The following is a 15,941-nucleotide window of genomic DNA, read 5'->3' on the forward strand; positions in this document are numbered from 1 at the left end:
CATGCAGGCAGCCCCTTTACCGATGGGCAGCCTGCGCTTGCAGGGCGATGCTGCGGCATGCGCTTCCCACTGCCTTCTGCCCTTGGTGAACCGTTGCAGGCCGCCTTTCGCCTGTTGCTGCCCCTGCGCTGCCTGGTCTGCAGCGAGCGCGGCCACGACACCCTCGACCTCTGCGTCGCCTGTCTCGCCGACCTACCGTGGGCGGGTCGCGCCTGCCTTCGCTGCGCGCTGCCGCTACCGGAGGAAGCCCTGCCCATCTGCGGCACCTGCCGTGACGAGCCGCCGCCGCAGACCGCTACCCACGCCAGCCTGCTGTACGTGCCGCCGATCGATCAACTGCTGGTCCGCTACAAATTCCACCAGGACCTGGCTGCCGGACGCCTGCTTGCGCAGTTGATGCTGCGCAATCCGCCGCCATGGTCGTGCCCACCGCTGGTACCGGTGCCGCTGCATCCCAAACGCCTGCGCCAGCGCGGCTATGATCAGGCAGCCGAGCTGTGTCGGCTGCTGCGGACGCCGAGGTGGCGCGGGCTGTACCGTCGCCGTCATACCGCGCCGCAGTCCGAACGCAGCGCCGAGCAGCGCCGCGACAACCTGTTCGACGCCTTCGATGTGCGCGGTGCCGTCCCCGCGCGGCTGACCATCGTCGACGACGTGATGACCACCGGCAGCACCGTGCTGGAAGTCGCCGAGACGCTGCGGCTGGTGGGGGCTGAAGATGTGCGGGCATGGGTCTGTGCGCGGGTGCCGTGATCGCGCCTTTCATTCCGTAGGTCTAGGATGTTCGCGAACCCGGATCGAAGGAGTGGTCATGAATTCCCCTCTGTCTCCCTTGTTGTCGGCCGTTGGACGCAGCTGGTGGATCCTGCTGCTGTACGGTCTGGTCGCGCTGGGCTTCGGCATCATCGCGATCGGCTGGCCGATGTCAGCGGCTATCGCGCTGGCGTGGACGCTGGGCGTGATGGCGATCGTGGAAGGCGTCATCAGCCTGCTGGCGCTGATTACCGGTGGTAGTGGCGCCTCGCGTGGCTGGCTGCTGCTGTATGTGGTCGCCTCGCTGGGCTTCGGTATCCTGGCGGTGATCAATCCGCTGGCCACCGCCAGCGTGCTGGTGCTGTTCCTGGCGGCATGGCTGCTGGTGGCAGGCATCTATCGCATCGTCTTCGCCATCCGCGTGCGCAGGCAGATCCAGGGTGAGTGGTTGCTGATTCTCAGCGGCGTGCTGGCCATCGTGCTGGGCCTGCTGTTCGCGGCCAATCCGTATGCCGGCGTGGCGGTAACCACGTTGTGGATCGGCATAGGCAGCCTGCTGTACGGCGTGCTGCAGGTGCTGGTGGCGTTCAAGCTGAGGAAGCTGCGCTGATGCGGGCCTGGAACAGATGGGCGCTGCTCGGCGGCGGCCTCGCGGTGTTGCTGCTGGCGGGCTGCAACCGGGTGCTTCCGGCGGAGACCCGGCATCCGCCGCGGGAGGGGGTGCAGGTGCAGATGCGTGAGGTCGATCCCGATGGTCGCGCTACCCTGCAGTGGCAAGGGCGCAGCATCGCCGTGAAAGCGCCGCCGATGCTCACCAGTGCCGATATCGTCGACGTGCGAGCGGCGTTGGACGCCGCGCACCAGCCCGTACTGGAACTGACGTTCCGCAAGGAGTCCGCCGGCCGGTTGCTGCACGCGACCGAGGCCCTGGTGGGCAAGCAGGTGGCGCTTACCGTCGATGACCACGTGCTGTCCGTGGCCACCATAGCGGGCCCTTTTGGCGAGTCCATGCAGGTGGCCGGTACCAACATGAGCGTGGCCGAAGTGCACGACATGGCGCGCTACATCGTGCACGGCGGCCCTGCGCCGCCACAGCAGCGCTGAATCAGCGCTGCTTTCCTGCAAACCCGGCTTCGATCTCTTCCAGCGAGCGCCCCTTGGTTTCCGGCAGCCAGAATGCGGCCACCAGGAAGAACACGAACGTGCAGCCCGCCCAGAACAGGAACATGCTGGCGTAGCCGTAGTGTCCCACCGTCGGCAGGAAGATGGCGGCAATGGTGGTGGACACGAACTGGTTGACCAGCAGCGCGATGCTCATGCCGTTGGAGCGGATGCGGTTGGGCATCAGCTCGGACAGCGCCAGCCACACGCACACGCCTGGGCCAACTGCGAAGAACGCCACGAATACCAGGATGCAGGCAGCGACGGCCCAGCCATGCGCGGGCGGCGGAATCGGGCCGATACGGGCTTGCTCGATGCGCAGCGGTGCCTGCGCGGCACTGGCCGGGTCGGCGAACGGATTGAGGTGCAACGTGCGGAAGAACGCGCCGATGACGCTGTCCGGCTGCACGGTGCCGGCGCGCTCGATGCGCAGCTCGCGGTCGGTCAGGTTGTCGCTGCGCAGCGCGCGCACGTTGGTGAAGTCGCCATAGGCGTAGGACACGGTCAGCTGCAGTGGCCGGCCTTCGCGGTCGACGCCACCGGCAAGCCGCTGCCACTGCGCGTCATCCAGTACCAGTTGCAGACCATCGCCACTCACTGCGGCCTGCAGGTGCGGCTGCACGTCGGCGCGGCCCCGTTCGGCTTGGAAGAACAGCGTTGCTGCGGCCAGCAGGGCCACGCAGATGCCACCGCTGCCCAGCATCAGCAGGAACTTGCGACCCTTGCGGTCGACCAGCAGCAGCGCGGCGACGGTCATCACCGCGTTGAGCAGTTTGATCGCCACGTCGGCGCCGTTGGCCACCGAGCCGGACAGGCCTGCCTGGTTGAGGATGTTGACCGCATAGGCCAGCACCGAGTTGATGCCGGTGGCCTGGGTGCAGGCCAGCACCACGCAGGCCAACACGAACGGCACCACGTAGCGGCGGCTGAGCAGCGGGTCACGCTTGCCGCTGCTGCTGCTCGATTCCGGAGCCTGGATCTGCGCCAGGGTGGGCTCGACGTCGGCAGCGGGCAGCACGCGCTGCAGGCTGCGGCGCGCATCATCGATGCGGCCACGACGCACCAGCCAGCGCGGTGATTCGGACAGCCAGAAGATGCCAGCGCAGAACAGCAGGCCCGGTGCCAGGCAGGTCCAGAAGATGGTTCGCCAAGCGTGGTCCTTCACCGTGAACAGCTCCTGCGCCTGCTGCGCGACCGGCAGCGAGCGCACCGACTCTGCGGCAGCGTCCACGGCATGGGCGTGGTACAGGCCGATCAACGCGGCCAGCACCAGGCCGACGGTCAGCAGCAGCTGGAACATCGCCGCGCCGCGGCCGCGTCGTTCCGGGCTGAGCACTTCGGCCAGGTACAGGGGAATGACCACGCCGATCAGGCCGCCGCTGACACCCTGCAGCAGGCGCCCCAGCAGCAGCGGGGTGTAACCCGAGGCCAGTGCCATGATCGGGATGCTGGCGGTGAACAGCACGCCGGCCAGCAGCATCGCGCCACGGCGGCCGATGAGGTCGGCGATCATGCCGGCGAACAGCGAGGACAGCACGCTGCCCAGCAGCACCGCGGCGACGACGAAACCGAGCTGCTGGCTGCTGAGCTGCCAGGCGTGGCTGGCAGTCGCTTCGAGGTAGGGCAGGGCACCGGCGATGATGCCGATGTCGATGCCGTACAGCAGGCCACCGAGGCCGCCGATGAAGAGCAGGTAACGTACGGGCCAGCGCGGGGCGGTGGAAGCGGGTACGGCAGGTGCAGTGGCTGCGGTCATCGGCTCGTTCCTGGACTGACGGGATGGTGCGTGGCTGATGCAATGCGCTTGCGCGCCTTGTGTGCGGCATCCGGGCCGCATGGCGCGTGTCAGTCCAGATCGATCAATCGACCGCCTACCACCACTTTCTGCAGGCGCAGTTCCGCATCCAGCACCACCAGGTCGGCGCGGGCGTCGGGCGCAATGCGGCCGCGATCGCTCAAGCCCAGGTAATCGGCCGGGAAGGTGGACACGCGCTGCGATGCGTCAGCCAGATCCAGACCCACCTGCACCAGGTTGCGCAGCGCCTGGTCCATGGTCAGCGCGCTGCCGGCCAGCGAGCCGGTGGCCAGGCGCACGCAGCCGCCGCACTTGTGTACGCGCTGCTCGCCCAGTGCGTACTCACCATCGGGCATGCCGGTGGCGGCCGTCGCGTCGGTTACCGCATACAGGCGCGGAATCGCGCGTGCGGCCAGACGGATCACGCCGGGATGGATGTGCTGCAGGTCGGGAATGATCTCGGCGTACTGCGCATGCGCCAGGGCAGCGGCGGCGATGCCCGGCCGGTAGTGGTCGACGCCGGTCATGCCGTTGAACAGATGGGTGAAACCGGAAGCGCCGGCCTGCAATGCGGCCACGCCTTCCTCGTAGGTGCCTGCACTGTGGCCGAGCTGCACGCGGATGCCGAGTGCGGACAGCGCGGGGATCAGTGCGGTGTGCTCGCCGATCTCCGGCGCCAGCGTCATCACCCGGATCGGTGCCAGCGCGTGCAGCTGCCGCACCAGCGCCATCGTCGCCTCGATCGTACGATTGGGTTGTGCGCCCAGCCGCTGCGGGCTGATGAAGGGGCCTTCCAGGTGCACACCGGCGATGCAGGCGGCATCGGCATCGGGCGCTGCCATCGTTGCCGCAACGCCCTGCAGCGCGTATTCGATCTCGTCCAGGCCAGCGGTCATGGTGGTCGCCAGCAGCGTGGTGGTACCAAAGCGCGCATGGGTGCGGGCGATGCTGCGGGCCACGTCGCCGCCCTGCATCAGGTCGACGCCGGCCGCGCCATGCACGTGCAGGTCGATGAAGCCGGGCAGGATCACCGGCAGTTGCGGGTCATCGCCGCCGCTGTGGTCATCTACCTGCAGCTGGCGCACGTGTGAATCGAACTGGACCTGGCCGCGACGCCAGCCCAACGGGGTGAGGATGCGGCCGTGCAGGGAGCGGGTGTCGGTCATGCGGGGGGCTCGGCGATGATCACTTCGATGCCCAGCCGCTGCAGCCCCTCGCGGGTCGCGTCGTCGATGCCGGCGTCGGTGATGATGGCGTGGATCTGATCGAGGCGGGCGATGCGGTGCAGGCTGACGCGTCCGAATTTGGAGGCGTCGGTGAGCACCACGATGCGCCGCGCGCGTTCGACCATGCGGTGGTTGAGGCGGGCTTCGGCTTCGTCGTGGGTGGTCAGGCCGAACTGCAGGTCCAGGCCATCCACGCCCAGGAACAGCGTGTCGAAGCTGTAAGAGTTGAGGCTGGCTTCAGCCTGGCTGCCCTGCAGCGACAGCGATTGCTGGCGCAGCAGTCCGCCGGTCAGCAGCACGGTGATGCCGGCGGCGTTGGCCAGTTCCCAGGCGATGTTCAGGCCGTTGGTCATCACCGTCACATCGCGGTGTTCGCGCAGATGGCGGGCCAGGGTCATCGTGGTGGAGCCGGAGTCGATGATGATGTTGTCACCGGCCTGCACCAGGCGCGCGGCCGCCGTGCCGATGGAGTCCTTCAGCGGCAGGTTCAGCGCATCCTTTTCGTGGATGTCCTGTTCCTGCGGCGGTGTACGCACCAGGGTGGCACCGCCGTGGGTACGCGTGGCCAGCCCCTGCGATTCGAAGTGGGTCAGGTCGGCACGGATGGTCACCGCCGACACGCCGAAGCGCTCGACCAGATCGGCCACCTGCACCGAGCCGTGCTCGATCAGCAGCTGCAGGATCTGTTGCCGGCGGGAGCGGGTGTTGCGCATGGCCATTCTCGGTTTCGCAGGGAAAGGTAGAGATTAGCCGTTCGCAAGATCGGCGGCAGCCGGACTTGCGTTGTGCTTGCGGGTTCCAGCCTGGTTGGCGCTGCAGGCGCGGGCGTATTCGCCCAGGCACAGGCCGATGCGATGCTGCACCAGGGCGGTAGGCGTATTGGCCAGGGTGCCCTCGCGCACGGCGCGGTACTGCTCCGGCAGGTACTGGCTGAGCAGCACCAGCGGCGGCGCGTGCTGTTCCAGGTTGGCAAACAGGGTGTGCACGGCCTGCACCAGCGCCGGCTCGCCCCAGTAGTAGCGGCAGCGGTCGCTGAAGGAATAGCTGCGCAGCAGGCGCAGGGTCGCTTCGTCGCCCTGGTAGTACGACTGCCAGGACTTCGGCTGCGCCACCATCACCTCGTCCAGCACCTGCGGCAGGCGCGAGCACTGCGCGGCCGGCAGCAGCTCGGCTTCGATGGCAGAGAGTGCGAACAGCGCTTCGCGATAGGCGAAGGTCGCCGCGGGGCCGACCTTGAGGATGGCGAAATGGTCGCGCACCAGCGCATGCAGGCCGCTTTCGCGCTGGTAGTCGGTCGAATGCGCTTCGAACACAATGCGCGGCTGCTGTTCGAGGAAGTCGGCCAGTTCGCTGGCGGCGGCCGCGTCGTACTCGTGCACGCTGCTGTGGTCGAAGTCCACGCCCGGCTGCACCACCATGGCCAGCACACGCTGCCATGCATCGCGCAGCAGCGGGGTATCGAAGGCCTGCCGATGGATGGCCAGGGTCTGCGCAGCGGCGGCCGGGGTGGTCACCTGCAGGCCACCGGCCAGCGAGGCTTCGCCACCGGGAATCGGCACTTCGGTACCGATGACATAGACCGGCGGCGGCAGGCCGTGCTCGGCGGCGGTGCGCTCGGCGATCTCGGCCAGCTCGGCCGAACGTGCAGCAACGATGGCATCGGGCAGCGGCACCGGGTCATCGGCGCAGGACATGCTGCAGTCCAGGTGGATCTTGTGGAAACCCGCGGCGACGTAGGCCTCGATCAGCACGCGCGCATGGGTCATCGCTTCGGCGGCCGGGCGCTTCTGCCAGGCGTTCGGGCCAAGGTGGTCACCGCCGAGGATCAAGCGCTCGCGCGGGAAGCCTTCCTCATCGGCCAGGGTACCGACGTAGTCGCGGTACTGCGGCGGGGTCATGCCGGTGTAGCCGCCGAACTGGTCGACCTGGTTGGAGGTGGCTTCGATCAGCAGCACGGTATCGTGCGCCAACGCCACGTGCATGGCCGCGCGCAGCACCTGTTCGTTGCTGCAGCAGACGCTGTACAGGCCGACGTTGTGGCCGGCGCGGTGGGAGGCAAGCAGGGTCTGCAACGGGGACATGGTCAAGCTCCGGACATCAGGAAAACGAGGGTTGGCAGGCCAGCAGGGCGGCACCGCGTGCACCACCGGCATCGCCGAAGCGCGGCGGCACGATGGGCGGCACCTGCACGCCGTTGAACAGATGCGCGGCGATGGCCGCCGGCAACAGCTGGTACAGCGGTGCGTACTGGGACAGGCCGCCACCGAGCACGATCACGTGCGGGTCCAGCGCCAGCACCAGGGCGGCCAGGCTGTGGCCGAGCAGGTCGCGATGGATGTCCAGCGCCTGCCGTGCACGCGCATCGCCGGCTTCGGCCAGGGTGACCACCACGCTGGCATCGGCAGCGCTGCCACCGAGGTGGCGCTCGATCATCGCCAGGCCACTCCCGGACACGTAGCGCTCCACGCAGCCTTGCAGGCCACAGGCGCAATCAATGAGCGGCAGGCCATGACGCTGCAGCAGGTGACCCGGCACGCTCCAGTGGCCCCATTCGCCGGCCAGGCCGTTGAAGCCGGACAGCAGGCGCCCCTGCAGGCAGAAGCCGCCACCGGCACCGGTGCCGAGGATGGCGCCGAACATGCTGGGGTAGCCATCGGCGGCGCCACCGTGCGCTTCAGAGAGCGCAAAACACTGCAGGTCGTTGCCGAAATGCAGCGGGCGCTGCAGGCGTGCCTGCAGATCAGCCGCCACGCATTGACCGGTCAGCGCAGGCACATTGGCGCTGAGCTGGCGGCCGTTGCGACGATCACGCACGCCGGGCAGGGCGATGCCGATGGCCGCATCGCTGCGACCCAGCGCAGCATCGGCTTCAGCAACCAATGTCACCACCGCCTGCAGGAAGCCGTCGTAGTCGCCCTGCGGGGTAGCCACGCGGCGGCGCCAGGTGACCTGCATCGCCGCATCGCACACCACCAGCTCGATCTTGGTGCCGCCGATGTCGATGCCGTAGCAGGCGTTGGCGATCAGCTCAGCCATGGTGGATGGTGACACCCTTGACCACGCGGTTGACGGTGCCGTCCGGGAACGGATTGTCGGGGGTCAGGCCGAGTGCGGCCGAACGCTGCAGCGCGTACAGCTGCGCAAAGCCCAGCCACACCGGCGCCAGCCACGGGTCATCCAGGGCAGGCACGGTGAGGGTGTAGTCATCGTCGGCGCCGATATCCGAATGCGGGCCGATCGACAGTACCTGGCCAGCCACGCCGTCGCGGCGCAGCTCTTCCAGCAGGTCCTGCTCATAGCGGCGTGCCAGCGGCTGCACGCTGCGCAGCACGACCACCAGGGTGCTGCCGTCCAGCGTGGACTTCGGTCCATGGCGGAAGCCGAGCGGGGTGTTGGCCAGCGCCAGCACGCGGCCGGCGGTGAGCTCCAGCACCTTCAGCGCAGCCTCGCGCGCCAGTGCTTCCAGCGGGCCGCTGCCAAGGTAGATGACCCGGTTGAACGGGCGCTGCGCCAGCGCGGCCACAGCTGCATCCCACTGCGCCTGGCCTTCGCGGGCCAGACCGGCAATCTGCTGCAGGCGCGCGATGCGCGCATCCCACGGCGAACGGTCGAACACGGTCAATGCCGCCAGCAGCATGCAGGTCAGGCTGCTGGTCATGGCGAATGCACGGTCGCAGCTGGCCGACGGCATCAGCAGGGTGCAGGTGTCGGCACGGCCGGCGCCACGGCGGGCCAGTTCGCCCTCGGCATTGCAGGTGATGTCCAGGAAGCGCGCATCGTCCACGTCACTGCGCACGCGGTCGACGGCGGCAACGCTTTCGGGGCTGGAGCCGCTGCGGCCGAACGACACCAGCAGGGTCGGACGATCGCGCTGCAGGTACAGCGCAGGATGGGTGAGCAGGCTGGTGGTATGCACCACGCGCACCTCGGCCGGCCACTGCGCGTTGATGGCATCGGCCACCATTTCAGCGATGAAGCCGGAACTGCCGGCGCCGGTGAACAGCACGCGCTGGTTCGGGTCGTTGAGGCTGTCGCCGAGGAAGGCCTGCAGGCGGTCGCGGGCACGCGACAGATCCTGTGCAAGGGCTTCCCACAGCGCCGGCTGCTGGGCGATTTCGGTAGCGGTATCGGCTCCGCCGCGGCGCTGCCAGGCGGACACATCGGAAAGCAGGGTGACGTCCATTCGGAGGTTCCAGTTGGGCCAGCGCACCATCTGCGTTTTCTTTCGAAATGTCAAATACCGAAAGTAAAAAGAAAGATATCGCGGTGATGACTTTCCTCGCGTGGCATCACTCCGGAAACGAAAGAAACCGCCGGATGCCGTATCGCACAATGCTTAACAGGCGCCTGCAAGCGGTTACACAAAGTATTGCGCCGCAACAACTTTCGTTTCATGTAAATATATCTTCCTTTTTCCTTTCAATTTGTTGACATCTTTCGAATCGCTGCCCTAGAGTCGGCCCAACCGCTTTCGAAACGCCCGGTGAACGGGTTGGGAGTCCGTGTGGAAATCTGCGTTCGTCGTTCGCCACTGCTGCTGGCCCTGTTGCCGGCACTGCTGTCGGCGTCCCTGTCGGCCCAGGCCGCACCGGTCGGCAACCTGCGCTCGGTCAGCGCCAGTGCCAGCACCGACGGTGTAAATGGCTGGGACCTGCAGACCGACAACGGCACGCGCATCCGCATTGAACTGCCGGCCACCGACATCATCCGCGTACAGGCCGGCCGCAACGGCAAGCTGACTGGTGCCGGTGACAAGGCCGCGCCGATCGTGCTGCCGCAGCCCAAGGCCAACGTGCAGGCACAGCTGGAAGAAGATGCGCAGGAGATCCGCGTGCGTACCGCTGCACTCGTGCTGCATGTGCAGCGGCAGCCGTTGCGCCTGCGCCTGGAGCGCCTGGACAACGGCCAGCCCACCGCGCTGTGGCAGGAACTGCAGCCGCTGGACCTGGATGCCGCGCAGAGCGTGCAGGTGCTGTCCTCGCAGGCCGATGAAGGCTATTACGGCGGTGGCCAGCAGAACGGCCGCTACCAGTTCAAGGGCCGCGAACTGGACGTCTCGTACTCCGGCGGCTGGGAAGAGGGGGATCGCCCGAGCCCGGCACCGATGCTGCTGAGCAGCCGTGGCTGGGGCATGCTGCGCAATACGTGGAGCGATGGCAGCTACGACCTGCGGCAGAGCGACCAGGCCACCCTGCTGCATCGTGAAGACCGCTTCGATGCGTACTACTTCGTTGGCGCCGACCTGCCGAAGCTGATCGAGCGCTACACCCAGCTGACCGGCCGCCCGAACATGGTCGCGCGCTGGGCGCTGTCCTACGGCGATGCCGATTGCTACAACGATGGCGACAACGGCAAGAAGCCCGGCACCGTGCCCGAGGGCTGGAGCGACGGCCCGACCGGCACCACACCGGATGTGATCAACAGCGTGGCCAAGCAGTACCGCGCCAACGACATGCCCGGCGGCTGGATCCTGCCCAACGATGGTTATGGCTGCGGCTACAAGCAGTTGCCGGAGACGGTGAAGGGCCTGGCCGGGTACGGCTTCCGCACCGGCCTGTGGACCGAGAACGGCGTCGACAAGATCGCCTGGGAAGTGGGCAAGGCCGGCAGCCGCGTGCAGAAACTGGACGTGGCCTGGACCGGCAAGGGCTACCAGTTCGCGATGGATGCCAACCGCCAGGCATTCAACGGCATCCTCGACAATTCCGATTCCCGCCCGTTCCTGTGGACGGTAATGGGCTGGGCCGGCATCCAGCGCTATGCCGTGGCCTGGACCGGCGACCAGAGCAGCAGCTGGGACTACATCCGCTGGCATGTGCCGACCCTGGTGGGTTCGGGCCTGTCCGGCATGGCCTACGCCAGCGGCGATGTGGACGCGATCTTCGGCGGCAGCGCCGAGACCTTCACCCGCGACCTGCAGTGGAAGGCGTTCACCCCGGTGCTGATGGGCATGAGCGGCTGGTCGTCGAATGCGCGCAAGCACCCGTGGTGGTACGACGAGCCCTACCGCAGCATCAACCGCGATTACCTGAAGTTGAAGATGCGCCTGACCCCGTACATGTATGGGCTGGTGCATGAGGCTGCGCAGACCGGTGCACCGCCGGTGCGTGGCCTGATGTGGGACAACCCGCGCGATCCGTACGCGCAGGATGAAACCTACAAGTACCAGTTCCTGCTCGGCCGCGACCTGCTGGTTGCACCGGTGTACCGCAGCCAGGCCGCCAGCCGTGGTTGGCGCCGCGACATCCACCTGCCCGCCGGCGGCTGGATCGACTACTGGGATGGCCGCCGCGTGCAGGCCGCCGCCGATGGCCGCCAGCTGGACCGCCAGGTGGACCTGGCCACGCTGCCGGTGTTCGTGCGTGCCGGTGCGATCCTGCCGATGTACCCGTCGATGCTGTTCGACGGCGAGAAACCGCTCGATGAAGTGACCTTCGACCTGTACCCGCAGGGTGATTCGCAGTACACGCTGTACGAAGATGACGGCAACACCCGCCGCTACCAGCAGGGCGAATCGAGCACGCAGCGGATCAGTGTGCAGGCGCCGGCACAGGGCAGCGGCCCGGTACAGGTGCAGATCGATGCGGTACAGGGCCAGTACAACGGCCAGCTGGCACAGCGCCGCTATGGCCTGCGCGTGCTCAGCCGGCAGGCGCCGCGTGCGGTGCAGGCCGCTGGCCGCGCGCTGCCGGCGCTGGCCGACGCGACCGCATTCAACAGCGCCAGCGAGGGTTGGTACTTCGATGCCAAGGAGCGTCGCGGCACCCTGCATGTACGCACCGCGGCGCAGGACATCCGCCAGCCGCTGCAGCTGCAGCTGGACTTCGCCGTCGCCGCAGCGGCCGCCGACGATGCCTATCCGGCTGCACCGGTGCTGGGCCGCGAACTGCCGGCCGACAGCCTGCTGGTGGTCAACCGCCCGGCCGAAGAACCCGGCCATGCGCTGGAAAATGCCTTCGATGATGATCCGGCCACCTGGTTCCGCAGCGTGCGCAACCAGGCCGTGCGCACCGGTGCCCATGAGTGGGTGATCGGTTTCGGCGAACGGAAGATGATTGATGGCATCGACATCGCGCCGCGCAACGACAAGAACTGGAAGCACGGCCAGGTGCGCGACTACGAAGTGTACCTGGGCGACAGCAACGGCGAGTGGGGTGAACCGATTGCCCGCGGCTACCTGCAGCTGAAGGAAGGCACGCAGCGCATCGACTTCCCGGCCCACGCCGGCCGCCTGCTGCGCTTCCGCGTGTTGAGCGTGCAGAACCCCGAAGGTGACGGTGCCTCCAGCGCCGATCCGATGGTGACCGCTGCACAGGGCAGTGCGCGTGCCTTCGACGCGCTGCAACCGCGCGACGTCGGCCCGATTGCGCTGTCCACCTTCCACATCCTCGAACACCAGGAACCGGAGCGACCGGCCCGGCAGCGCTATCTCTCCGAGCTGCCGGTGCCGGCCGCGCTGGCCAGCCAGGTGCACGCCGACAAGGCGTTCACCGGCGACGCCGGCATGCGCATGAACGGCCTGCAGTTCCGCCGCGGCCTGGGCGTGTCCGCCAACAGCCGCATCGACCTGCGCCTGCAGGGGGGATGGCGCCTGCTGCGTGCCGACCTCGGCATTGACGACGCCTGCCGCACGGCCGGTGGCCTGCAGTTCCAGGTCTGGGGCGACAACCGCCTGCTGTATGACAGCGGCCTGGTGAAGGCACCCGGCGTGGTCAAGCCGGAGCTGGACATCCGTGGCCTTTCCACCCTGAGCCTGCGCACGCTGGGTGCGCAGGGCAGCCAACCCGCCCAGGTCTGTGCCAACTGGGCCAACGCCGTGCTGATCGGCCAGGAGGGCGACTCCGCCAGCATCGTCGCCCCATGACCGCCACGTAACACCGCTCCTCCCCGCCCATTCCGACTACGGCTTCACCACGACGGTGGGAGCCGTGGCCCGGGAGCGTTTTGCCCGCCGATCCACCATTCGCGCCGCACCCCTGCCAGGAGAGAACCCCGATGTTGCCCGCCCGCCACCACCGCCCCCCCTGTCGTTCGATCGCACCATTGTCGCTGGCCATCGCCGGCGTGCTGCTGTCGGTCGCCGTTCCTGCCTTCGCCCAGGAGAGCAAGGACAAGGCCACCGACCTGGCCCGCATCGAGGTCACCGGTTCCAACATCCGCCGCACCGACGTTGAAACCGCCTCGCCGGTGCAGGTGATCAGCAAGCAGGACATCCAGAACATGGGTGCGCGCACGCTGCTGCAGGTGCTCGACAACCTGCCTGCTGCCCGGCCAGCGCAGCAGGATTCGCGCTCGCTGTTCACCGGCTCCGACGGCGCTTCGCAGGCCAACCTGCGCGGCCTCGGCGCACAGGGCACGCTGGTGCTGTTGAATGGCCGCCGCCTGTCGTACTACGGCGCGCCGGCGGGCTTCCAGACCCAGTTCGTCAACATCGATGCGATTCCCGCCGCCGCCATCGAACGCATGGAAGTGCTGACCGACGGCGCCTCGGCGGTGTACGGCACCGACGCGGTGGCCGGCGTGATCAACGTGATCACCAAGCGCAACTTCCAGGGCGCGGAGATCAGCTTCACCAACGACACCTCCTCGCGCATCGACTCCTACGGCGAGCGCCAGGCCAGCATCACCGCCGGCTTCGGTGACCTCACCGAGAACCGCTTCAACATCTACGGCGCGGTGAACATGTACCGCCGCGACGCGATTCCGCTGGCCGACTTCTATGACAAGCGCCCGGACCAGTACTACGTCAACAACCCCAACTACCTGAACAACCTGCGCCTGGGCGTGGGCAGCAAGCCGGGTGAGTTCAACCCGGGCAGCTATTTCGCGTTCGATCCGGTGACCGGCCGCCGCGTGCAGGAAGCCGCACCGGGCTGCAAGAACGTGCTGACCAGTGAAGCGGCCGGCCCGCGTTGCGTCTGGGAAACCTGGATGAACAACGAGATCGACGCCGGCGCCAAATCCGAGCGCAACACCGCCTACCTCAACGGCACCTTCCTGGTGGGCGACAGCACCGAGATCTTCGCCGAGGCCACCTATACCGATATCGACCTGCGTGCCAACGGCGGTACCCCGCGCAGCTACGGCACCACCACCGGCAACCCGACCAGCTGGTTCTCGCGCGATACCGGAAACAACGTCAACCAGTTCCTGTATCCGTTCCTGGGCCCGAACAACGAGTACAACCACGCCAGCCCCGAGCTGAAGGCAATGATGGGTGGCGTTGTCGGCCTGCAGTACCTGCTGCAGGATGCCGGCGCCAACTACTTCGGCCAGCGCAACACCGACAAGAGCTACCGCGTGCTGACCGGCGCGCGTGGCAACGTCGGTGACTGGAACTGGGAAACCGCGTTCGCCACCGCCGGCACGCACTCGACCACCTACCAGACGATCAACGTCAACGTGAAGGGCTTCGAGAAGGCCTTCGGTCCTTACAGCATCGACCCGGGCACGGGCCGTGTGATCATCTCCGATCATCCGGCGTACAAGTTCGGTGAGATCAGCGAGGCCAACGCCGCACTGATCCGCGGCGCCTTCCCGACCTTCGACATCCAGTCGTGGACGCGCCTGCATACGCTGGATGGCAAGATCGAAGGCCCGCTGTTCCAGCTGCCGGCCGGTGACATGCGCGCCGCGTTCGGTTTCAACGCCAGCCGCGAAACCTTCTACACCCCCGGCAACGCCGACGCGGCCGCCGGCCTGATCACCCAGCAGGGTGGCTCGTGGTTCGATGGCGCGCGCAACACCTATGCGCTGTTTGCTGAAACGGTGGCGCCGATTACCGAGAAGCTGGAGCTGGACGCGGCCGTGCGCGTGGACAAGTACCCGAACTTCAGCGCCAACGTCGCGCCGAAGATCGGCTTCAAGTACCAGGCGTTCGACCAGCTGATGCTGCGCGGTACCTATTCCACCGGCTTCCGCGCCCCCAGCCTGGCCGAGTCCGGCAACGGCGGCGTGTACGCGCAGCTGGGCGGCTACCGTGATGAACTGCGCTGCGCCGAGACCAACGCCATCGCCAACCTGCTGCTGAAATCGCAGCGCGGCGGTGATGTCGACCTGGGCAAGAGCCTGCTCAACGTGGACTGCAGCCGCACCGTGGCCCGCATGACCCAGCCGAACCAGAACCTGAAGCCGGAGAAGGCGAAGATCGCCACGCTGGGCTTCGTCTACGAGCCGGCCAGCTGGCTGTCGGTGTCGGCCGATTACTGGTTCATCTACCGCGACAACGAAATCGTTGCCCCGGACTACCGCCGCGCCGAAGACATCATCTCCTCGTCGCGCTCGCCGATCACCGACAGCGACCGCGCCAATCTGGCGCAGCTGGCGGCGATGTGCGCCGACCCGGCAAGCGGTGTGAGCTGCCCGGGAACGCTGCCGGGCTACTCGGCCGGCAACGTGGCCAGCGTGGTGGGCCAGTACAAGAACCGCGGCAAGACCCTGATCGATGGCTTCGACATCGATGCGCGCAGCCGCTTCTCGCTGGGTGAGTGGGGCGGGCTGAACATCGGCCTGGCAGCCACCATCGCCAACCGCAACCGCTTCTACATGGATGAACAGAACGGCTGGTACTACGGCGACGTGGTGGGCTATTACAACAACCCGCGCCTGCGTGCGACGCTCAATGCCGACTGGACCTACAAGCAGGTCACCACCAGCATGTTCGTCAACTACGTGGGCGGCACCAAGTGGGCCACCGACCAGATCGACGAAGAAAGCAACAACAAGGAAACCTGCACCGGCGGTTACCTGGCCCTGGAAAAGAGCAAGTGCGATGGTGCACCGTCGTGGTGGACCGCCAACATGAGCGTCACCTGGCGCCCGGATGACGCGTGGAACCTGAGCTTCACCGTCAAGAACCTGTTCAACCGCCTGCCGTTCTACGATCCCAACAGCTTCCTGGGTGACTCCAGTGACTACGCCACCATCTTCGGTCGTGGTTACAGTGTGACCATCGGCTACCGGTTCAAGTAATTCCGTTTGCGTGACCAGGCGCGCCGGCCCAGGCT

11 protein-coding genes are annotated in these 15,941 nt (G+C 67.3%); 5 read left to right on the plus strand and 6 right to left on the minus strand.

Annotated features, from left to right (window positions below):
- Window positions 1-57: 57 nt before the first annotated feature.
- From AC1DCU_RS06415 to AC1DCU_RS06425, 3 genes are read left to right on the plus strand one after another with little or no spacing between them, the layout of a single operon-like run.
- Entirely contained in the window at window positions 58-753 is a 696-nt protein-coding gene (locus AC1DCU_RS06415; RefSeq protein ID WP_032976869.1) for a ComF family protein, read from the plus strand.
- 58 nt (window positions 754-811) lie between these two features.
- A complete protein-coding gene (locus AC1DCU_RS06420) occupies window positions 812-1,363 on the plus strand; it encodes an HdeD family acid-resistance protein (protein ID WP_025877483.1) in 552 nt (183 codons plus the stop codon).
- Window positions 1,363-1,857: a SecDF P1 head subdomain-containing protein gene (locus AC1DCU_RS06425; protein WP_025877482.1), complete on the plus strand. Its 495-nt coding sequence runs from the start codon at window positions 1,363-1,365 to the stop codon at window positions 1,855-1,857. Before AC1DCU_RS06420 ends, AC1DCU_RS06425 begins: the two co-directional genes overlap by 1 nt.
- Window position 1,858: 1 nt before the next feature.
- Here the strand turns inward: AC1DCU_RS06425 and AC1DCU_RS06430 are convergent, their stop codons facing one another.
- The 6 genes from AC1DCU_RS06430 to AC1DCU_RS06455 form a co-directional block, all read right to left on the minus strand.
- On the minus strand, window positions 1,859-3,670 hold the full coding sequence (locus tag AC1DCU_RS06430) for an MFS transporter (protein WP_032976870.1): 1,812 nt from the start codon (window positions 3,668-3,670) through the stop codon (window positions 1,859-1,861).
- A gap of 89 nt (window positions 3,671-3,759) precedes the next feature.
- Window positions 3,760-4,875 carry an N-acetylglucosamine-6-phosphate deacetylase gene (locus AC1DCU_RS06435; RefSeq protein ID WP_032976871.1) on the minus strand — a complete coding sequence of 372 codons (1,116 nt, stop codon included), beginning with the start codon at window positions 4,873-4,875 and terminating at the stop codon, window positions 3,760-3,762.
- Window positions 4,872-5,648 carry a DeoR family transcriptional regulator gene (locus AC1DCU_RS06440; RefSeq protein WP_032976943.1) on the minus strand — a complete coding sequence of 259 codons (777 nt, stop codon included), beginning with the start codon at window positions 5,646-5,648 and terminating at the stop codon, window positions 4,872-4,874. The genes AC1DCU_RS06435 and AC1DCU_RS06440 overlap by 4 nt, the downstream gene beginning before the upstream one ends.
- A gap of 33 nt (window positions 5,649-5,681) precedes the next feature.
- Entirely contained in the window at window positions 5,682-7,016 is a 1,335-nt protein-coding gene (locus AC1DCU_RS06445) for a D-tagatose-bisphosphate aldolase, class II, non-catalytic subunit (RefSeq protein ID WP_032976872.1), read from the minus strand.
- A gap of 16 nt (window positions 7,017-7,032) precedes the next feature.
- Window positions 7,033-7,971 (minus strand): ROK family protein, encoded by a 939-nt coding sequence (locus AC1DCU_RS06450; protein ID WP_025877472.1) that lies wholly within the window; start codon window positions 7,969-7,971, stop codon window positions 7,033-7,035.
- A complete protein-coding gene (locus AC1DCU_RS06455; protein WP_025877469.1) occupies window positions 7,964-9,118 on the minus strand; it encodes an SIS domain-containing protein in 1,155 nt (384 codons plus the stop codon). Before AC1DCU_RS06455 ends, AC1DCU_RS06450 begins: the two co-directional genes overlap by 8 nt.
- Window positions 9,119-9,439: 321 nt before the next feature.
- Between AC1DCU_RS06455 and AC1DCU_RS06460 the strand changes: the two genes are divergently transcribed.
- On the plus strand, window positions 9,440-12,799 hold the full coding sequence (locus tag AC1DCU_RS06460) for a TIM-barrel domain-containing protein (RefSeq protein WP_442251335.1): 3,360 nt from the start codon (window positions 9,440-9,442) through the stop codon (window positions 12,797-12,799).
- Window positions 12,800-12,930: 131 nt separating this feature from the next.
- Window positions 12,931-15,906, plus strand: a complete 2,976-nt coding sequence (locus tag AC1DCU_RS06465) for a TonB-dependent receptor domain-containing protein (RefSeq protein ID WP_032976876.1) — start codon at window positions 12,931-12,933, stop codon at window positions 15,904-15,906.
- Window positions 15,907-15,941: the final 35 nt, after the last annotated feature.

The organism is Stenotrophomonas sp. 10L48 (genome assembly GCF_056395105.1).